The sequence below is a fragment of the Sphingobacterium sp. NGMCC 1.201703 genome (genome assembly GCF_047784615.1).
GTDB lineage: Bacteria > Bacteroidota > Bacteroidia > Sphingobacteriales > Sphingobacteriaceae > Sphingobacterium.
This window is the reverse complement of the sequence record NZ_JBLOHD010000004.1, coordinates 236,477-257,732: the sequence shown is the minus strand read 5'-3', so window position 1 is coordinate 257,732 and position 21,256 is coordinate 236,477. Positions and strand designations below refer to the sequence as shown.

General features: G+C 40.3%; 19 protein-coding genes. 14 read left to right on the top strand and 5 right to left on the bottom strand.

Annotation, left to right across the window (positions count from 1 at the left end; genetic code table 11):
• Nucleotides 1–5: 5 nt before the first annotated feature.
• On the top strand, nt 6–1,361 hold the full coding sequence (locus ACK8HY_RS09505; RefSeq protein WP_416133472.1) for a RagB/SusD family nutrient uptake outer membrane protein: 1,356 nt from the start codon (nt 6–8) through the stop codon (nt 1,359–1,361).
• Between the two features lie 34 nt (nt 1,362–1,395).
• Here ACK8HY_RS09505 and ACK8HY_RS09500 read toward each other — a convergent pair whose 3' ends face one another.
• The 4 genes from ACK8HY_RS09500 to ACK8HY_RS09485 form a co-directional block, all read right to left on the bottom strand.
• Nucleotides 1,396–1,779: a hypothetical protein gene (locus tag ACK8HY_RS09500; RefSeq protein WP_416133471.1), complete on the bottom strand. Its 384-nt coding sequence runs from the start codon at nt 1,777–1,779 to the stop codon at nt 1,396–1,398.
• The gene (locus ACK8HY_RS09495) at nt 1,773–2,516 is read right to left on the bottom strand and encodes a MauE/DoxX family redox-associated membrane protein (RefSeq protein WP_416133470.1); all 744 of its coding nucleotides are present in this window, start codon (nt 2,514–2,516) and stop codon (nt 1,773–1,775) included. The genes ACK8HY_RS09500 and ACK8HY_RS09495 overlap by 7 nt, the downstream gene beginning before the upstream one ends.
• Nucleotides 2,517–2,916: 400 nt before the next feature.
• On the bottom strand, nt 2,917–4,005 hold the full coding sequence (locus ACK8HY_RS09490; RefSeq protein WP_416133469.1) for a hypothetical protein: 1,089 nt from the start codon (nt 4,003–4,005) through the stop codon (nt 2,917–2,919).
• Complete coding sequence (locus ACK8HY_RS09485) at nt 4,002–4,697, bottom strand: hypothetical protein (RefSeq protein ID WP_416133468.1); 696 nt, start codon at nt 4,695–4,697, stop codon at nt 4,002–4,004. Before ACK8HY_RS09485 ends, ACK8HY_RS09490 begins: the two co-directional genes overlap by 4 nt.
• A 366-nt stretch (nt 4,698–5,063) precedes the next feature.
• Here ACK8HY_RS09485 and ACK8HY_RS09480 point away from each other — a divergent pair, with 366 nt between their 5' ends.
• The 13 genes from ACK8HY_RS09480 (at nt 5,064) to ACK8HY_RS09420 (ending at nt 19,553) form a co-directional block, all read left to right on the top strand.
• Complete coding sequence (locus ACK8HY_RS09480) at nt 5,064–6,104, top strand: hypothetical protein (RefSeq protein ID WP_416133467.1); 1,041 nt, start codon at nt 5,064–5,066, stop codon at nt 6,102–6,104.
• A gap of 24 nt (nt 6,105–6,128) precedes the next feature.
• Nucleotides 6,129–6,437 (top strand): hypothetical protein, encoded by a 309-nt coding sequence (locus ACK8HY_RS09475; RefSeq protein ID WP_416133466.1) that lies wholly within the window; start codon nt 6,129–6,131, stop codon nt 6,435–6,437.
• Nucleotides 6,438–7,131: 694 nt separating this feature from the next.
• On the top strand, nt 7,132–8,748 hold the full coding sequence (locus ACK8HY_RS09470) for a hypothetical protein (RefSeq protein WP_416133465.1): 1,617 nt from the start codon (nt 7,132–7,134) through the stop codon (nt 8,746–8,748).
• 10 nt (nt 8,749–8,758) lie between these two features.
• Nucleotides 8,759–9,787 carry a hypothetical protein gene (locus ACK8HY_RS09465; RefSeq protein WP_416133464.1) on the top strand — a complete coding sequence of 343 codons (1,029 nt, stop codon included), beginning with the start codon at nt 8,759–8,761 and terminating at the stop codon, nt 9,785–9,787.
• A 35-nt stretch (nt 9,788–9,822) separates the two neighbouring features.
• Complete coding sequence (locus ACK8HY_RS09460; RefSeq protein ID WP_416133463.1) at nt 9,823–10,722, top strand: glycosyltransferase family 2 protein; 900 nt, start codon at nt 9,823–9,825, stop codon at nt 10,720–10,722.
• 10 nt (nt 10,723–10,732) lie between these two features.
• A complete protein-coding gene (locus ACK8HY_RS09455) occupies nt 10,733–11,455 on the top strand; it encodes a class I SAM-dependent methyltransferase (protein WP_416133462.1) in 723 nt (240 codons plus the stop codon).
• Between the two features lie 21 nt (nt 11,456–11,476).
• Complete coding sequence (locus ACK8HY_RS09450) at nt 11,477–12,157, top strand: DUF1796 family putative cysteine peptidase (protein WP_416133461.1); 681 nt, start codon at nt 11,477–11,479, stop codon at nt 12,155–12,157.
• A gap of 45 nt (nt 12,158–12,202) precedes the next feature.
• A complete protein-coding gene (locus ACK8HY_RS09445) occupies nt 12,203–13,711 on the top strand; it encodes an alpha-L-fucosidase (protein ID WP_416133460.1) in 1,509 nt (502 codons plus the stop codon).
• An 89-nt stretch (nt 13,712–13,800) separates the two neighbouring features.
• A complete protein-coding gene (locus ACK8HY_RS09440; protein ID WP_416133459.1) occupies nt 13,801–14,001 on the top strand; it encodes a hypothetical protein in 201 nt (66 codons plus the stop codon).
• A gap of 87 nt (nt 14,002–14,088) precedes the next feature.
• Nucleotides 14,089–15,006 (top strand): glycosyltransferase family 2 protein, encoded by a 918-nt coding sequence (locus tag ACK8HY_RS09435; protein ID WP_416133458.1) that lies wholly within the window; start codon nt 14,089–14,091, stop codon nt 15,004–15,006.
• Between the two features lie 86 nt (nt 15,007–15,092).
• Complete coding sequence (locus ACK8HY_RS09430) at nt 15,093–15,980, top strand: glycosyltransferase family 10 domain-containing protein (RefSeq protein WP_416133457.1); 888 nt, start codon at nt 15,093–15,095, stop codon at nt 15,978–15,980.
• 106 nt (nt 15,981–16,086) lie between these two features.
• Complete coding sequence (locus ACK8HY_RS09425) at nt 16,087–18,273, top strand: peptidase domain-containing ABC transporter (protein WP_416133456.1); 2,187 nt, start codon at nt 16,087–16,089, stop codon at nt 18,271–18,273.
• A gap of 2 nt (nt 18,274–18,275) precedes the next feature.
• A complete protein-coding gene (locus tag ACK8HY_RS09420) occupies nt 18,276–19,553 on the top strand; it encodes an HlyD family efflux transporter periplasmic adaptor subunit (protein ID WP_416133455.1) in 1,278 nt (425 codons plus the stop codon).
• A 302-nt stretch (nt 19,554–19,855) separates the two neighbouring features.
• On the opposite strand, the gene ACK8HY_RS09415 is transcribed toward ACK8HY_RS09420, so the two are convergent.
• Entirely contained in the window at nt 19,856–21,253 is a 1,398-nt protein-coding gene (locus ACK8HY_RS09415) for an alpha-L-fucosidase (protein WP_416133454.1), read from the bottom strand.
• Nucleotides 21,254–21,256 lie beyond the last annotated feature (3 nt).

Here is a 21,256-nt window from a genome sequence, read left to right as displayed (position 1 = left end):
ATGATATGAAAAGATATAGTTTAATTATATTCATTGGCTTGCTGGTATCTTCATTGATAGCCTGTCAAAAATACCTTGAGGTCCAGTCCAATTACGGACTGGCCGTCCCTAAAAATCTAGATGATTTCCAGAAATTGTTAGATGATTCGAGGATCATGAATTTAAGGTATCCTTCTTTTGGCGAAGCATCGGCTGATACTTATTTTCTAAAACAGTCAATTTATGATGCACTGATTGATTATGGGCAAAAGACATATCTCTGGCAAAATTATACGATGAATCATCCGAATGATTGGGCTTCCGCTTACAATACAGTATATAATAGTAATCTGGTATTGGACCGGATCAAAAAAATTGAAAAAACAGAAGAAAACGCCACGCAATGGAAGGCTATTTACGCTTCGGCGATGTTCTACCGAGCCAGCCAATATCTTGCTTTAGTCTGGACATATTCAAAAGCATATTCGGAAGAGAACAAGACCGATATGGGAATTGTACTGCGCAATAGCTCGGACTTTAATGAGGTCTCTCGTCGGTCTTCGATTGCTGAATGCTATGCCCGGATTATCGCGTATTTTAAGGAATGCGGAGACTTGTTGCCGGAAAAAGTCAGTCATGTGATGCGTCCTAACAAGTATGCGGCTTTTGCGATGCTTGCGAGAACCTACTTGTCCATGCATCAATACGATTCTGCACATTACTATACTGATCTTGTGCTGAAATATAATGCTGAATTGCTGGATTTTAATAATCCGGTAGACGTGAAAGTTTCAGCAGCATATCCTTTTTCGATTTTCAATAAAGAGACCATTTTTTACACAGAACTGTTAGCAAGTAGTAATTTAACTAGTGCACGTGCGCTGACAGATACGCTTCTTTATCGGTCATATGAAGATAATGATTTACGAAAGTCAGCCTACTTTAATGTTTGGGGAGATGGAACTACTGCTTTTAAAGGTAGTTATGCAGGATCAGCAAAGTATTTCTCTGGAATCGCAACTGATGAGCTCTACTTGATGCGTGCAGAATGTAATGTAAGAAAAGGGAGAGTGGAAGAAGGACTGAAAGACCTAAATCATTTATTACGTTATCGGTACAAAACGGGAACTTTCATTTCTTATAAGGTTAAGGGGCAAAAAGAGGCGCTGGAACTAATTTTAAACGAACGGAGAAAAGAACTTTTATATAGAGGTCTGCGATGGATGGATATTAAACGTTTGAATGTTGAGGGGCAGCATATTGTGATCCAAAGGAATGTAAATGGGCAGCTTGTTTCATTGGAACCCAATGCGAATGCATACGCACTTCCTCTTCCCGAGGATATCGTTAGGCTTGCTGGCATACCTCAGAATCCACAATAGAAGGTAGGCTCCCCAGGGAGCCTACCTTCACCATTTATCCCCTATTAGTAGGAGAAAATGGAGTCGAACTGCTACCTCCAGTTTTGGAAGGAATATAGTTCCCCCCTGAAGTCGGACTTGCGCCTAGCTGAATCTTAGTTGAATCCAGCCGAGTTGAACTGATCAGATCGTTCTGATCTACAACTTGGGAACAGGCCATAAGATTTACATCGTCACAGCTCTCTCCATTTGGTGTTGTAGTCCAACGGAACGCACTGGCAACCTCGGTTGCACTAGTCTCGTTTCCATGAAAATAAATAGTCACAGGGGCTAAGCTTTCCCCTGCATAAATCTCAGCACCTTTAAATGCTGAGAAACCAATAATCATGGCTCCGCCTAATATCATGTAGCCATAATTGTTTAAAAATTTGGTTAGCATAACGCTATCCTCCTTTCTGTAATGCGGACTGGCAATCTCGTAATACCTTGCCATTCTGCATACCTTTTGTAGATATTAATTGTCGGTACGGTTCTGCATACCGATCCTATGCGATGTGCCAGGCTGCCTACTATAGGCCTACTGACGTTTTCTTGTTCTTGATAATACTCCATGCTGTCGGGTAGATCCCAAAGAGTTTGTGTCCCCGCATGGAAAGTGTTTTTGTACTGATAGGCTCCTAATAAAAGAAAGGCTATAACAGAGAGCTTGATAACCGTTGTATCGGCCGGAGCTTCTGGTTTAGTTTTCCTGCAGTGATCGCCCAAAAGCAAACCGAGGATGGACAAGCCTAGAATAAGCAGATTGACTAGCAAATGGGTATTCCACGAAACTTGACTCAAAAAACTGGTACACATACAGGGCTTCTGCGCATAGACATCCAGGACACCTAAGCCAATGTAAACGCTGAATAGGCTGATCAGTACAATAGATCCCCACCACCCCCAGCGCTGCAACTGATAGGCCGGTAGGGCAAGCATGGCCGCTAGACCGATCTCAGTTAGCGGTAATAGCCAGAAGAGCAGGGGAGCCATAAAGCCGATCACGGGCTGCTGTTGCAGGGCAATCTGAAATGCACCCAGCAGCCAGATCTTATCCAGACCTGCATACAACCAAAAGAGCAGCATTACTGCCCGGAGCAGTTTGTAACTGATTGTGATTATTTTCTTTCTGTTCATGACCTTAATTTTTAATGTCTTCCAGTTTCTTTATTCTTTTTGTTTGAAGCATGTAAAACCGCATTTTGCTGTTCAGGAACAGGGCGCCACTGTCTTACCCCTCCCATATAAGACAGGGCGGCCAGTTCAAGCGTCAGCTTCTACTAATCGTACGCTTCAAAACAAAGATAGATCAAGAAACAGCCCTCCGTAGGGGGGATAAATGAGCCCTTTTATAGGCTAAAAGAGGGCTGAAGGGGTAAAAACAAAGGGGCTGGGGTATCCAGTAGGAAATACAGCCCTTTAGTAGAGTTCGTTCAGCTAGTGGATCTGAGCGGATAGGGGTACTTTTTGAAGGATCCAAAAGCGAATCAAATGGGGGTAGCGTGGGAATACCCCATTTTTCTTCGCAATAGACTTTTTATCTGTCCAATTCCGGAAATTGCCGATGCAGTTCGGCCAGCATGGCGTTTAGTTGTTTTCGGACACGAACAGCCGTAAAATATTCTGCGCCCTTGTCCATCTTGGTCAGGCTATGTGGGGAGAGCAAGGTACCCTCCCGGGTTTTGATGAGCTTGGAGAATTCAAGGGCGACTTCTTTTTTTTCCGTTGACGTGGTGAGGCCGGCTTTCACAGCAAGGTGCATCCAGAGCTTGAGTTCCTTGCCATTGAGGTTGCTATGGATATACTGGAGTGAATGCTCGCTTGCTGTTTTTAGCGTCGGATTGTTTTCGGCATGGATGTACTCACACATCAATTTAAGCAGGGAGCTGCGGTTGCCGTCGTAGGCAAACCCCTGGATGCAGGAAAAATGCTTTGGAAAACGGAGCATACTTTCCATATCACTGGGGGCTTCAGCGTACAATGCTTTCCACCGATTGAAAAAGCCCATATGATTAAAGTTGAAATTGATCATCAATACCAGAAAACGATAGTGCCAATTTTTATGGTTGCGTCCGTCGTTGGCTAGCTGCAGGAGCGCATCCATCAGTTGAATCAGATAATCCTGATGATAATACTGTAGATAGGGTAATTTGGTTTCTTCAAAAAGACTCTCAAATGCGCAACGGATTTCCTGTAGATAGACTTCGGGAATCTGTTTTTCCAACAGCTTGATGCAGACCACATCGATATGTCGCGCGATATAGGCTTTGACTTTTTGCTGATGGTGGCAGGCTAGCATAGTCTTTGGATCAATATCATTTTTGAATAGAAATTCGAAGCGTTCCAGTAGTTCTTCCAATGCGCATAATGCCACTGGATCTGTAGTATTGCAGCTGCCGCAGTGGTTGTAAAGCTTTTGGTGCAGGCGCAGCAACTGCGTATGGTACAGTTTCACCGCCTGGCTAGCGGTGACTGCATCTTGATATTGGCGGTAGGCCGTCAGCGCTTCCACAAAATTATCCTTGCAGGCGGATGTGATCGCCACTAGACGATGGGGTAATTCGACCTCGCTTATATGATCCAGCGTCTCTATCAGTTGGGTTAAAGGGAATAGACTCACAATCATTGGTACCTCCTTTTGATGTCTTTGTGATACCATGGCCAGCCATACACACCCGGATGGAGCGTCATGTGGAGCTTTCCGCCTTCCTTTGCTTGCTCAAAAGTCTTTTGATGTACATCGATCGGAAGTTGATATTCTTCACCCTCATAGCGAAAAGCGATCAGGAGCTCATGGATATCGCAGCAGACCGGACATTTCTGAACGACCTCGGCTTGGATATAGACCGCTTGGGGACTATCAACATGCTTGCAATTGTTCATAATAAGGTTCATCCGGATATACCAGGTACAGGCAAGGAGCATCAGTGGAAATTGGATGGCGTACAGCGTAACCAGATTGGCACGTTTGACGAAAATAATATTGGCCACAGCACAGCTGCCAAGGGCGATAGGTAAGGCATGTTTAAATGCGGGCCTAAGTGGTTGTGAACTCAGCAACAATTCATAGGGTAAGCGGTCATACACCGCTATACTACAGATCTGAATGCAAACAAAGAAAATAGCAAAAAGCTGAAGTACGACATGCTGGCTACGGATTTCCAAAAAGGGGATCAGTAATACAAGGACTCCTATACTGTATACCCTTAAATAAAACGCCGATGCTAAAAATGATGCGTATAAAGTAACAATGATCGCAATAGCAATGAGCAGGTGATTGCGGCCAAGCTGTCTGAAAATATTCTTTGTCGTCTCCATATTCAGGGGGCTTAAAATCAGTGGTTTGATGTTTCCTAAAATTACCTATAAGGGAAGCTAATCTTTTGGTATATTGGTTTTATTTCAATAAATGCATCTTTTGTCCATCGAAGGGCTGCATTGTGCAATGAAGCATACGATTTATACAATAAGGATTGTATTTCCTGATTATTTTGGCTCGATTTACCGTATTTCGGGGTGCACTATAGGGTGGTTTTACTCTTACATTGACCGGTTTAAAGGAATTATTATCTAAATTTATTAAACAGAAATTTCTTTAATACGATGTTTCTTTACACGATCAACCTGGCTGATTTTTATCTATCGATCAGTTTGGGTGCTGATCGTCAATATAAACTATAAATTATGGAAAATACCCGACAGGTCAAGTATTCAAAGAATACGGAGATGCAAGTGCATTATCCAGATTTTATCTGGGTATGTATTGCTTCGTTTCTTTTTGGAGGCGTCTGCTGGTATATAGGGACTATGGCAGCTTTGTCGAGCTGGTTTAATCATAGTCCGCTGCTATTCAGTTATCTCTTTCACGTACTGATTGCGGCAGTAGTACTCTTTTACATTCGTGTGGCCATCAGGTTTCTGGATCGGAGGAAAAGCTGGCTGTTCCATACCGGAGACCGCCTGGGCACGCAGTTTTTTTTCTGTGTGTTATTGCCCACGGTATTTTTGTTTGGAGTTATCAAACCTGTCGCCATGTCCAAAAGTGAGTGGATCTGGCTTCCGCTACTTGTGATTTTTGTTTGCATCCTGCTTTTCAATATGATCTATACGGTCTTTTTTTACCGGATCGTTTTGCGGAGCAAGGAGTATGAAATGGTCAGGCTGGAACGTACCGTCCTGCATCAGGAACAACGGTTGGCGGAGCTAGTGGGACAAACAGCAAGCTTGCCTGCTGATCTGTACAATGGGCCGGAAGCTGTCGCTGCCGAAAATGGGGCGAAAGAGGCGGTTCCTTTGGAAGAGATCAACCTGCCGCTGTTAAGAACGATGGATCCGCTCTGTGAGGGATTTTTGCTCAACAATAAATTCGTGACAAAAAAGATAACGTACAGCGAGCTGGGCATATTTTTATTTGAGAAAACCAATAATACAGCTCTCGTAAAGCTCTTCTTAAAAGATAACATGGAAGATAGCAAGTACTGCGAGCAGCGCAGTCTCAATGAGGTGGTACGCGATACGCGGGGATACGTACAGAAAATAGACCGGCATCATGCGATACCGCTGGGGATGGTAAAAGCCTGTTACCAGCTAAAAGGGGGGCGTCTTCGCCTTGTTCTGGCGGTGCCTTTTGGGAATATCGAGTGCTTCGATATTTCACCGACAACTTCCCGCCGCATCAAAGAATGGATCATGCTACAGGTTTCTATTGAAAAGGACACGCGCTGAATGATAAACCCTGATCTATCGATTATGGAACATATAAAAAGTAAAATTGGGAAATGCCGTGCAACCGGAAAGGTGATATTTCCATCGCGGTTTGAGGCGCGGTGTGCAATGTTTCGTTTTAAATTGCGATCGCGCGTCAAGAACGTAACAGACGGTCGGCGCATCAAACACCGCATGGGAAAACCGTCTTCCAGACGGGCCTACTATTGCCGCTTTTGTGCTGGCTACCATATTACCAAGTGGAAAAAGGGAGATTTTGAGCGTTACAAAAAAATTGCCTTGACCTGGGACATTCCTTCCGTGGTAAGCAATTGGAATTATTTCCTGGAATAATGTAAAAGTATTCCGTTTGTGTCAACACAGCACATTGATTCAAAGATAATTTATGAAATGGCCCATGATGACAGAACGACACCTTCAAGATTTGATCTTGACTTTTTTGCTCGATGCAAATTCTTTCATGACCTTGCCGCTTGAATAATTGAATGTAAATAAATATTTCTTTGTTAGTCTCGCAAATGAATATATTTTTTAAGGTTGTACTTATTTAAAACAGCTATTTTTTTTTAAATATGAGGCAAACCTATGTTTGTTTTTGATTAAAGTGTTTTCTGTACACGAATACGTTTTCGAGATTGGCACAATCGATTGCGTTGGTTTTCGCTGATAATTGTTTGAATCTAATCAACTAATATTACAATAGAAATTCAAGCAAAAGGTTTGTGAATGCCGGTTTGGATTGAATAAGTTAATATCTGCTGGATGATCCAGGATTAAAAACCAATCGTATGTCAATTATGAAAAGAAAGAAGACTTTTTATACCTTATTTTTCCTAACTGGATTCAGCAATTCAGATTTGCTTTCTGTTTTTGCATCAGACGTCAAAAAGGTTATTTCCTTTAAGTTTATCAGATCTTTCAGGTACTGTTTCAGAATCAAACAGATTTTTTTGTGCTTTCCTGATAGTGGGCAAGTGATGTTTTTATAAAATCGAAAGCCTAAAAGGGAACATAAAAGTTTGAGTACATGCTATCTATAATCAACATGCAGGATCTTTACTATATTTCAGCGCAACCCGTATCAGTTTATTTTATCTGGCAACTGGATTTGTTAATTTTTAATTTTAAGAATCTGGGATTAAGCAAGGAAAATATCCATATACTTTTTGCTTATAATAAGGAGGTTGACAAGAAGCAAATTTTAGAGGAATTCGTAACGCGAAATTCTAAATATGCTTCCATCTTTTTGTATAATGACACCAGAAGCAAAAAGAACTATTTATCTTCTGTAAGGCCCCATATCATCGCCAAACATATTGCTCAACACCCCTATCTGGAGCAGTCTGTATTATTATACCATGATTCTGATCTATTGTTTAAAAGACTTCCGGATGTTAATCTCTTCATGCATGACGAGTACTGTTATGTTGCCAATACCAAATCCTATCTGGGGTATAATTATATAATGGATTGCCTCTCAGAACGTGAATTTGGGAAAATGTGCAGTATTGTGGGGATTCCCTCAGAGCAGGTCAAAGGGCTGGACCAAAAATTTGTGGGGGGCGCTCAATATATCCTGAAAGGAACCTCTATTGATTTCTGGCAGAAAGTGGAAATAGATTCTGAAAACCTATTTAACTATATGACTGCGATTAATGAAAAAAAGAATAGAGATTTCCGTAGTAATAATGACGCCCTGGCAGGCAAAAAGATAGGGATACAGGCATGGTGCAGTGATATGTGGGCGATGCTCTGGAATCTCAGTCTAGGTGGAAAGGAAATCCGGGTTTTAGAGGATCTGAATCATTGTTGGCCCTGGGATCACATGAGCGAATGGGATAAAAAACCTATTCTGCATTATTCAGGCAGTATAACCAGTACAAGGTTTTTTAGAAAAGGCTTATATAATCTATTCCCGCCATACTATTCGAAAAATATCGCAGAAATAGACGTTGATACGGTGAGTAATGCAATGGCGCAAGGAATTAGAGATTTTGTGAAAGAGGAATTGAGGCCAAACACCTATACGGATAGTAAACATTCATTTATTCTGATCTATGACCGAATCAGTGCCGACAGCCTGGATGTCAATCTGCTATGGTTTTATAAATATTTCAATATAGATCTCATCATTTTGGATTTAGGTGCAAATTTTGGAAAGGAGCACCTTGATCTACTTGCCGGCTTAGGTTATGGATACTTTTCTTTAGATCATTATAAAAATAAAGAGCTGTTGATTGATGATCTTTCGGACACCATAAAAACGCCATTTGTCGGCTGTTTGCACAATCATACAATACTCTCAGAACAGCAGCTTATATCCGCCATGAAATTCATGGGAAGTATGAAGAACAAGGAGGTAAAATCGGTCATCCCTTACACTGAGAATGCGGAAATAGCACAAGTGGACAGCTTATTTCATGCCTTGTTTTCAGATTTTATCGATATAGATCTACTGATTAAGAATTATAACAAATTTAACCAGGTACAAAAAAACAAAAATGAAAGAATCGCAGCCTTCTTTACAACAACCGCAGAATTTCTGTCGCAATTGAGAGGAGTTGATCTTAAGAACTCCGTGGATGATATTTTTAGTCGTCCTGTAGAATCCAGTTATATTGATGGGCCCTGTTTTCAACTTTAATCAGAACACCGTGGAAAATACGATAATGAATCACCTGGGAAACAGGAACTGCGAAAAATTGCTAATTAGGGCGATCCAAACCGGCAAAACCAGAGGGAATAAAGATAAGGGGCATCTGACGGAGAGTTTTCAAAAATTAATTGCTGAACTCTATGACGAAGAGAATACGACATTTGGTAGCGGGGTAGTTGGTATGGCCTGGAGGCTGGAATGGATCGTTCAGAAAAAGTTCTTACTGCGGTTTGACATACAGGAAGTTGAGGAAATTTTGGAAGACGTGGATAATTTTATCTATAAAAGAACGATTTATCAGAATACATCTGATTTTTCACTGGCAAATGGTCTTTTGGGAGATTTATATTATCTGGTTAATAGACTGAATAGAATCAGCCCTGAGGTTAAGAAAATTCCTATCGCAAAATGTATTTTTATCTTGATAGACAGGTTATCTACAGCCTTTTCTGCTATAACTTCATCAGATATGGGGAGCCCCAAAAACGTTAATGATTGGAGTACCGATCAATTAAAATTTATTTCTCAGCTGTTTCACATATTGTCTTTTGTACCATTCTTACCCTACACAGAATATGGAGTCATCCAGCAATTGATTGATAAGATGTCGAATTTCATAAAATATCTATTTATTGAATCATTGGATATGCATTCGGATGAAATCTCACAGGAGCGATATATCGACCTGTTAATGTTGAGTGTATGTTACCATAACGTTGGAAAGAAATTGAAGATTGACAGATGGGAAAAAAGAGGAAAACAATATATCGCTCATTACATCAGCTTGATAAATTTTGATGAGGTATGTTCTTCGGTATATGCAGAAAAATTTCTACGGGTTTATGGGCTAATAGTAAGCAGCGGGATTGCAATAGAAATGAATACTAAAATTTTAATAGAAAAGTTATGGATTGAATACCAGAGCAGTAATCAAATCAGGAATGATCTGCTGGAAGTAATTATCGGTGGAAATGCTAAGCCTAGCCATGCTGCGATGATATCGGATTTACAATTAGTATCCATATAGTGAACGTGTACCATCTGAAAAATACAAAAGATAATATGCCAATAATTTCAATAGTAATTGCAACCTATAATAATGAGCATTCGATTGTCAACACCCTAATGTCAATCAAAAAGCAGACATCTGATCTTTGGGAATGTGTCATTATTGATGATTGTTCCACAGATGGGACCGTAGCAACAGTAAAGGCGGAAATTGCAGGATATCGTCGATTTCGGTTATTTGAGAACCGTGTAGGTAGGGGTATAGATCATTGTAGAAATCTAGGGGTAGATCATAGTCAGGGTGATTATCTCGTGTTTTTAGCCCCCGGTAATTTTTTATACGAGACCTGTATTGAGAAAAGAAGTTATTTTATTAAAGGGTGGTCAAAGATAGATATGCTGGTTTCTGATACCGCTTTGTTTAAGGATCAGGTAGACCATATTATTGGTAGCGTAAACCATAGTTTAATAGATACCGATTACCATGACCTGATCAATAGTCTGATAAGATGCTGCCAGATATGGACAATGAGCTCAGTGACATGGGGAAAAAGATTTCTGTTAAAGATCGGAAATTGGTCTACTCAATTTAAATCCTTTTCGGAAATGGAACTCTATATCAGGGCCCTCTTAGAGAGACCTAAGCTCCATTTTATTAAAATTGAAGATTCATTGATGAAAATAGAGGGACGCAAATCGGATGTTTTACAGGAAGTTAGGGAACTTGCCATGTTGCTCAATATATATTTTGAGGTAATCAATAGATTTTCGAACGGTAAGACGGTACAGGATATTTATAATGCATCTTTTATGTTTTTAATCAAGAATATGTTGCGGTTGATCCTATCAAACGAGATGGAATTAAGAGAGGGGGATAAACAGCTGCTCTTTTCAATATTGGAAAAAATAACCGATGAGGATGGTGTGCTCCAGGTAAGAGCAATTTTACAATAAACATATTAAAATGAATAATATAAATAGTTATCTATGTCCGTTTTGTTCTTTTTCTCTGCCGATAATGAATATTATTGGTACTGACTTTCCCGTGATTAAAGAAAAGAAGATTGTCGGAGGTGGAGAAAGGTACGGTGGGTGCCCCAATTGTCTCAGTACAGATAGAGACCGGCTCGTTTTCGTCTATCTGAAATCCGTCTATAAGATATTTGAAAGAAATGACTGTAAAATTCTCCATATCGCTCCGGAGTTTAACCTATTGAGATCTTTGAATGATCGATTTGCTGCCTCAGATTACATATGTGGTGATCTTAATCCCGGTTACTATAACAGCGGTCGGAAGATGATCGAAGAAATTAATATTCTGGATATTCCCTATCCTGACAAATATTTCGATCTGGTTATTTGTAACCATGTACTGGAGCATATCGAGGAAGATATTTTGGCCATGCAAGAAATTTTTAGAGTACTTAAAGCCAGTGGGCAGGCGATTCTGCAGACTCCGATTTCATTTGATCTGGATGTTACGTATGAAAATTTTGAGATTGTGAATGAAGCCGACCGTGAGACTGCTTTTGGTCAGAAAGATCATGTTAGAATATATGGAAATGATTACGTGACAAGATTAGAAAGTGTTGGTTTTTCCGTTCAAAAGTTCAATCTATATCCGGATTACGAACTTTTTGGATTAAATAGTGAAGAGCGATTATTTGTATGCAACCGAAATGATTAATGCAGTATGTATAAATAAGATATGATGGAAAAAGTTTTTATTTCAATAGGTGAAAACTGTCTTGCCGATGCAATTTTAGCAAGGTTCGGGCTAAAATCGTTCACGACTCCGTTTTCTCATGGTAAATCCAATATAGAATATCTATTGCAGCTTGAAAAAGAAACGTATAAAGATATTGTCAATACCGACTATTTGGAATATGGGAATCTAAATAATAATCCTTCCGGCAGAAAGGTTCCGGTGTTAAAAAAATATGTCAAAACCTGTAATATTTATCACGAGATGTTTATGGAAGGGGTGGTTTTTTCGCACAGTGACGTAATAGAAAGTAGCGCAATTAGGGATATTATCAAAAAACGTGCGGAGAGGTTAGTGGATATTAAAGGAAAAAAAGAGGTGTATGCCTTTTATCACCATAGATTTACGAACCATCGGTCTGATTTTGAAATGCTGATCGATGACCTGGATTCTTTTATACAATTATACTGTACGAATGAGGTTTCATCCAAATGCATTTTGTTTACACAGTATATTATTGATAACGCCCAGCAAAGGGGGGTAAAGTATGCGTCTCACAATCATGTCCATATATTCATGTTTTACACGCTTCAAGAATGGGAGGGGACTGACGATGACGTTTTCTGGGCAAAATGTGATGAAGATTTAATAGCGCAAATGATCGCCCATGTCCAAAATATCTAAAAATCGCATGAAAGGTAATATAATAAGTTGTTAATTATTTTTAAAATGAAAAGAAACAAGATTCAAATTCTGTTAATGTTAGCTATGTTAAGTCCGTTAAGTTTAGTCAAAGCGCAGTGGACCGGTAAAAGAGAAAAACCAACCAAAACCGTTGATGTCAAATACGGAACGATTACTCCGCCAAACAGGACCGATTCCGCAATGGTAGCTTTCCGTAATTATGGGCTCGGACAATTTATCCATTGGGGATTGTATGCAATACCCGGAAACGAATGGAATGGCATAAGTGCGAGACAGGGTGCTCCTGCATCTGAGTGGATCAGGACATGGGGCGGGCCGACCGCGCCAAAAAACTGGCTGAACATCTATGACAACCTCTATAAACAATTCAATCCAAAGAACTTTGATGCCAAAATCTGGGCTAAACGTGCCAAAGAAATGGGGGTTAAATATCTAATTTTTACTACAAAACATCATGATGGTTTTTGTTTATGGCCTTCTAAATATTCGGACTATACAGTGGCTAATAGCCCCTATAAAAAAGATATAGTTAAACAGGTTGTGGACGCTTATACCGAGCAAGGTATTGATGTCTTCCTTTATTTTTCTGTGACGGAATGGACCAACAAAGATTGCATTACATCCATCCCGAAAACCGCCGATGAAAAAGCAAGGTTCGACCGCTTTCTAAAATATACAAAGAATCAGTTACTGGAGCTGCAGACAAATTATCCTCAAATAAAAGGATTTTGGTTTGATGGTACCTGGGATAGCTCCTGGGTGAATTCCTACGAATTTACCTACAATTTGGAAAAAGAACTCAGAAAAAATAGTCCAAATCTAATTATCGGATCACGCTTTCGAAACGATGAGCACGGGAGCAGACATTTTGATTCAAATGGAGTGTTGTTAGGAGATTACGAACAGGGATGGGAGCGAAAAATGCCTGCTGATATAGATCTTCTTGCTGGCAATGATTGGGATTGTGTGATGACGATACCTCCAAATGGATGGGGATATGTTAAGAACACGGATGGTATGTACCTTAAGACCACCGATGATGTTATCGACCTATTGATGAGGTCCCGCTCGATGAACGGTAATTTTGTCCTCAATTTCGGTCCGGATGGCGATGGAAACATGAGCAAGCACGAAAATGAACTCATCACTGATCTGGGCAAATGGACCAAGGCGAATGCCGAAGGCATCTATAATGTCAGTCACTTTCCACTTGAGAGTAAGTATGGATACTATACTGTCAGTAAAACCGATTCGACCTCATTGTTCTTAACTGTTATGAATAGACCCGTCAATAATATTTTAAGAGTGGTATTTCCTAAGAATTCCAAACTTATCCCTGCCTCAGCAATTCTATTGGATTCTAAAAAGGATTTAACTCTAAAAAAGGCAAATATTGGCTTTGATAGAGATAAAAATATGTATTTCGATATTATTATTCCTGAAGATCTGCAATCTAAGAGAGCTTTTTTGGTAAAGATAAAGCTAGGGAACGCAAAAACTGCTGAAGACAAACTGATGGACGCGAAAATCTGAAATAAAGATATTATTAAACAATTATTGTTCTCTCGAAACTGTCGATAGTTTATATATTTTATTATTAATTATTTAAAAATTCAAAAAAAATGAAAAAGTTAAAATTAAATTTCATTAATCTCGGGGACGCGGAAGTTTTATCAAAAGATCAACTTAAAAAAGTCCTAGGCGGCGGTTATGGTGCAAATAGTGGTACTTATAATGGTATTCCTCCTACAGACCCTGGTTCAGTCACCAACCCTAGTAATCCCGTAACTGACCCTGTTACAAGTCGTTATGGTAATTTCTAGGCTTAAATTTTAAGTTATAGTATTTCAGGGAAGCTGCCTCCTTTGATGGAGGCAGTTTTTTATTGATCATGACCTCTCAAAATAACAATGAAACCAATTTCGATTATAATTCCGACGCATAACAACGAAAATACAATTGTTGATACAATAGAATCTGTTCAAAAGCAGACCTCCCGATCCTGGAATTGTATCCTGGTAGATGACCATTCTAGTGATCGGACGATAGCGAATATAAAATCTAGGATTGTCAATGATGAAAGGTTTCAATTGGTTGAAAACCCCGTCAATCGAGGCGCCAATTTTTGTAGAAATATAGGTTTAAAATTGTGCAAAGATGATCTTCTCCTATTTTTGGACGGTGATGATATCTTGTATCCTAATTGTATTGAAACCCGAAGCTCTTTCCTGAAGGGAAGGATGGATCTGGATATGCTTGTTTCTCAGACAACGTATTTTAAGCATGATATCAATAACGTAATTGAGGTATTCCGGAACTCCGAATCGGACAATAATAAGGAAAAATTAATCGTATCATTTTTAAAGCATCAGATCATATGGACCACTACCGCCGTAACCTGGAATAAAAATTTTTTAGTAAGAATACAGGGCTGGAACGAGGATTATCCACGTCTTCAGGATGTTGAACTGAATATCCGCGCCCTTATGGAAAGTCCTGTGATCGCGTTTACCGGAAGGGCGGATTCTTATCTGAGAAAGAGTGAATTCACTCAGGCAAAGAGGGTAGCTGCATTTTGGGGATTCACGAATCTGATTTCTTCGTTTTATGGAAAATTAATGGCCAGTACTGATGACGAAAAAACGTTAAATGACTATGGTGAAGCATTTCAGCATCTTATACAGACGATCGTCAAGTATTATTTTCTGGATGAGAATAATTATAATGAAGAAATGAAAGCCTACTTTTTAAAAACGGTCCACATGATCCTGGATGAGAGTTCCTATGAACAAATCTTTGAGGCACTTTCCCTTCTTAGTGCTGATTGATTTTGATGGCATACCTGAACTGGACCTTTACGATTTGAAATAAGTTTTTTACAGCATCAGTTTATTTATATTATCTGTAGACTAGAATGAAAATTCGACTTACAACATTTGCCCGCCCGGATGACGACTTGTTAACCCGATTTACTAACCGTTATCTTTCAGGAGGAAAAACATGGAAAGACATTGAGTTTGTCTCTGATGAATCATATGATCGCTTGGTTATCTTAACGTATCCCCATAAAGATACCCTAGAAAAAGGTTATGAAAAAAGTAGAGCGCTGACATTTATGACAGAACCTACGGTTTCCTATTACGCAAAGAGTCATCCGACGGAAGTAAGGATGAAAATACATCTTCATCTGCCCTTTTTTCCTAAAAATTTTTCGGTGCATCGAGAGATCGGTGAAAAAGTTGATATTGATGTTATAGAACAGAAGAAGGGTAAGCTTCTTTCTGTAGTTGTGAGTGAATTATCAGGGCTTCCAGGCCATAGGAGCAGATTGGAGTTTGTTCATGTGATGGATCAGCTTATCGCTGATGGTTTAGATATCTATGGAAGACCATTTAATGGCAATTTTTTTTCATTGTTAGCCAACTATCGGGGGTTCCTGCCAGATAAATACGATGGACTATGGCAATATCTTTATCATCTGGCCTGCGAGAATAGTTTTGAAAACGGTTATTTTACAGAGAAATTAATCGACCCGATTATGACCGAAACACTATGCTTTTATGACGGTTGTCCAAATATAGAGGAATTTGTTGATCCCCGGGCCTATGTGAAAATTAACATTCACAACATGGAAGAAGCATTAGGTACAATAGTAAAAACGATAAATGATCAGGAGTGGAAAACTAGATATCCTTTTATTGCCCGCCAGAAGACAAGATTTTTAACGGACTTACATCCTTTAAATCTAATTTGGTTGGCCGTTCACGACCGGGATGTTGACAATATCTATAAATGCTTTTAATCCAATGAAAGGTTTTTATCCTTTTAAGTCTTCATAGCCGTCATTCTGAATCTTATGTATATTTTGTTTCTGTTACCAATTAACCAACCATAATTACTAACTGAGCGTGCTAAAGAAATTTCCACATTATAAGCAGATGGATATGATGGATTGCGGGGCAACCTGTCTCCGTATGATTTTTAAATATTATGGACAGCTGGTTTCTATCCACAAGATTCGAAAACTGTGTCAGACCACCAAAAATGGCGTCAATCTGTTGGGTATTTCCGAAGCTGCGGAAAAGTTAGGATTCCGTACCTATGGCGTTCGGTTAAGCCTTGAACAGCTGAAAGAAGTACAACTTCCTTGTATATTGCACTGGAATCAAAACCATTTTGTAGTTCTGTATCGAATGAAGAAAGGCCGATATTCCATTGCAGATCCGGCAACCGGACTTGTTACTTTCCAGGAAAAGGAATTTTCAAAAAACTGGTATTCAACAAGGGAACTACATTCGGGGTTATCGCTTCTTTTGAGTCCCGGACCCGACTTCTATCAGTTAGATGATGATGAAGCTTCGGTTACTCTGAAGTGGGGCAAGATGTTTACTTATTTCTACCAGTACAAAAAGCTGTTCCTGCAGCTGTTCCTTGGCATGATCTTAGGAACGATTTTGCAGCTGGTCACCCCATTTCTTACCCAATCAGTAGTAGACATAGGAATCAATACAAAAAATATCAGTTTTATAAATTTAATACTGATTGCCCAACTTATGCTTTTTATCGGCAGTGTGTCAGTGTCTTTTATTCGCTCATGGATTATGTTGCATATCAGTACACGAGTAAATATTTCAATTTTGACAGATTTACTGATCAAGATCATGAAGCTCCCAATGTCATTCTTTGATTTAAAAACACATGGAGACCTGATGCAACGGATGTCAGATCAGCAGCGGATAGAATCTTTTCTCACAGGAAATACCTTAAATACCTTGTTTTCTTTAGTCAATATGCTGATTTTCGGAACCTTACTGATTATTTACAATAAGACAATTTTCTTGGTTTTTTTTATTGCAACAACATTGTACACGCTTTGGATCTTGTTTTTTATGAAATATAGAAAGGAACTTGACCATAGAAGGTTTAAGATAGGTTCAGAAAATCAAACCTATATGGTGGAAATGATCCAGAGTATCAAGGATATTAAGCTTAATAACGCTCAAAAGCAGAAACGCTGGGGCTGGGAGGCGCTACAGGCCAAGCTCTTCCAGTTCAAGGTGAAAAGTCTTGCATTGGCGCAATACCAGTCACTGGGGTCAATGGCAATCAACCAGACAAAAGGAATATTCATTACCTATATTAGCGCTAAAGCGGTTATCGATGGTGAAATTACCTTAGGGGGAATGATGGCGATCCAGTACATTGTCGGGATGGTCAACAGTCCCGTAGAGTCTTTATTAAGCTTTTTGCAATCTTATCAGGATGCTAAAATTAGTATGGAACGCCTAAATGAGATCTACGAAACCCCAGAGGAGGAAGATATCCAAAAGGATTACCTATCCAAATTGCCAACGCAAAAAGACATTGAAATTCGAAATCTGACATTCCGGTATTATGGCGCCGGAAATGAGCCTTTATTTCAGAAGCTCAATCTGACTTTCCCATCCGGAAAGACGACAGCCATAGTCGGAACCAGCGGTAGTGGGAAAACGACGATATTAAAGTTGTTATTGAGATTTTATGATTATGAAGAGGGAGAGATTCTTGTTGGAGGTAAGCGCCTGGAACAGATCGATTTTTCCCTATGGCGGGACAGTTGTGGCGCTGTGTTACAGGATAACTATATATATGCTGATACGATCCAACGTAATATAGCCATTAATGATGAATTTCCCGATGAGCAGCGACTGCAGAATGCCATTACCGTTGCTAATCTGGATGAATTTATCGCCGAACAGCCCTTTGGAATAGCCACAAAGATTGGGACCGGAGGGAAAGGGGTTAGCCAGGGGCAACGGCAACGTCTTATGATTGCGAGGGCTGTCTATAAGGAACCCGATTTTATCTTGTTGGACGAAGCTACCAATTCGCTTGATGCCAATAATGAAAAAGTAATTATTGAAAATCTGGATCGTTTTTTCCGAAATCGTACTGTCGTGGTGGTTGCTCACCGGCTGAGTACGGTAAAAAATGCAGATAACATTGTAGTGATTGAAAAAGGAGAAGTTGTGGAACATGGTACACACTCGGTCCTAACCCAACTAAAAGGAAGATATTTTGAGCTCGTTAAAAATCAGTTAGAACTGGGGAATTAAAGATGAAAAAATCACATTGGCTGGAAGAGGACCTTCATTCAGAAGACTTACAGGAGATTATCACCAAACCTCCATCTTGGTTATTGAAAAGAGGAATCTCCCTGATACTTGGAACTATTTTATTGATTTTAGGACTATCTGTGTTTATACGTTTTCCGGAAATTGTGACAAGTTCGATGAAATTCAATAGTGTCAATGCACCAAAGATTATCGTGAGCCGGATTAATGGCAACCTTGTGAAATTATTGGTCATGGATGGCGATTGGGTTAAACAAGGTACGGATGTGGCCTACTTGGAAAGTACGGCAGATCATGGTCAGGTGGCTATGTTACTGGAAAGATTGCTGAATTTGAGAAAGGTTGAAAACGAACGTTATAATTTAGAAAGCCTCATAGATCCTAATAGGTTAAATTTAGGGGAATTACAGAGCGGGTATCATAATTTTTATCTAGCTTATCTAAATTATATTGCTGCGAGTGAGAATGGCATCTACCAAAAACGTAAAGGAGCTCTGGAAGAGGAAAGGGCTAATTTGACCCGACAGCAGGAAAAAGCCTCCCAATCATTTAGACTTCAACAGCAACAATTAAAACTTGCAGAGGAAGAGTTCGAAAAGTACAAGTTTCTTGCTCAAAAGAAAATCATCAGCCCTTCTGAATTACGGGAGAAAGAGGCTTTATTGCTTGCAAAGAGACAGACCATTCCTCAAATGGAAAATACCTTGATCAGTTATGAAGGAAATATGCTTTCTAAAAATAGGGAGCTGTCTGATCTTGGTAATCAGATCGATGAAGAACGTAAAAAGTTTAAACAGGCTTTAAACAGCTTTATAAGTGAAGCTGAAACCTGGAAAAGGCAGTATATATTAACAAGCCCGGTCAGTGGTAAACTCATTTATGGATCCTTTTTGCAGGAAAATCAACAGGTTAAGATTGATCAGCCTCTTTTTTACGTCAATCCAAAAAATGAGCAATACTATGGGGAGCTGTTGCTCCCTCAGGTTATATCGGCAAAAGTTAAAAAGGGACAGGACGTAATGATAAAAGTTCGGAGTTATCCCTACCAGGAATATGGATATTTAAATGGAAAAATAGGCTATGTTTCAGATATCCCGATTCAGGACAGTGTATTTTTTGCTAAAGTGATCCTAATTCGATCTGTCAGAGATTCATCGATTATCTTGAAACCAGGCATCTATGGTGATGCGGAAATCATTACGGAGGATAAATCCATTTTTAAAAGAATATGGGATAACCTAACCAAGAGTCTGAAGTTTTAGCCTAGATAACAAAATACCGGACTTTCCTATGCAGATGTAAGGAAATTAAAATGGACAGACATTGCTGAACGGGTGGATGTAAAGCCGGTTTTTCACAAGCAGGGAAAAGGCCGAAACTCCATCAAATATTTCTTTGCTTCCTAAGGCACTTGAAATCATTGAAGGGCAAATGTTAGAATCTTAAAATTGATTTAAACCCTTGTAAGTGGGAGTCTTGTTGAAAAAGGCGCCTATCTTTTAAGATAGGCGGCCCTTGGTTTTATGTAAAAAAGCTGCTCGAGGACTGTAAAATGAGGCAACCGCTACCTCGCTTCGATCTTATACACATAAATTGGTATATCATCCTTTTGTCCTATGGGTAAAACAAGATTTAAATTATCTTTACCCTGGGTCCATTTCACCTTCGACGGACTACCGAGGAGGCTGATCGAGCTGATCGCAAGTTTGTTTTTCGCTAGCTCCGGAATGTCGATCCTCGCTGTTGACGGGCTCCGTACAAAGAGGTAGACAACATTCCCTTTCTGGGTAAAACGATAGTCTGACACAATTTCTTTCGGGGTTGCATCATTGACGGCATCCTTCATGCCGGCTTTTTCCTTGTCGGATGCTTTGTTTACCGTTTGTGCGCTCGCTTTTATCACCTTTGCACCGTTCCAGACCGTCGTACCATAGATGGCTTCGCCATTGACCTTCATCCAAGCACCTATGGCGTGGAGGTTTTCCTGACTCTCTATCGGCCAGCTGCCATCACCCTTGGGGCCGACATTGAGCAGGAGGTTACCGCCCTTGCTGACGACTTCAATCAGGTTGCGCACCAGCAGTTCGGGGCTTTTCCAGTTGTGGTCGTGCCGGTTGTAGCCCCAGTTTTCACTCATGGTGATACAGGCTTCCCAGTTTTTGCGTGCTGCAGAGACCAGCGTTTGCTCGACGACGGCATAATCGCCGAGACCATTGCCGATACGGCTGTTGATTATACATTGGGGCTGAATGGAGTGGATCAGATCACGGATTTCCTGGCTCTGTTTTTTGCTGATCAGCTCGGGTGTGTCAAACCAGATAATTCCGATGGGACCATACTGTGTCAGCAGTTCACGGAGCTGCGGTTTGACCTTGTTTTCGACATACTTGTTCAGGTCTTTGGCATCTTCGTCGGGATAGTCCCAGGTATTGCTGCGGCCGGCTTTTGTGGGCCAATTGGTCGGTACATCGGGGTGTGCCCAATCGCGGCCCAAGGAGTAATAGAAGCAGAGCTTTAACCCGTATTTCTTGCAGGCCGCCGCGAGGGCAAGCATCGGATCTTTGGCCCAGGGCGTCCTCTTGACAATATTATAATCACTGACGGCCGAATTGTACATCGAAAAGCCATCGTGATGCTTGGCCGTGATCACAATATACTTCATGCCGGCATCATGGGCCATCTGCGCCCAGCGGTCGGCATCAAAGGCGGTGGGGTTAAATTGGTCGGCGATCTTCGCATAGGTTTTGACCGGGATCCGCTCATAGAGCATAAAATGTTCGCCGCCTTTGGTGGGATGTCCGTTCCAGTCGCCTGCGGTCTGAGAATAGAGACCCCAGTGCAGAAAGAGCCCAAATTTGCCCTCGGTAAACCAGGTGGCGGGCTGGCCCGAAAGGTTCAATCCCGCCACAGCAAATAGCAGCAGCAGGATTGTTCTTATGTGTTTAAAAATGAATGTATTCATCGT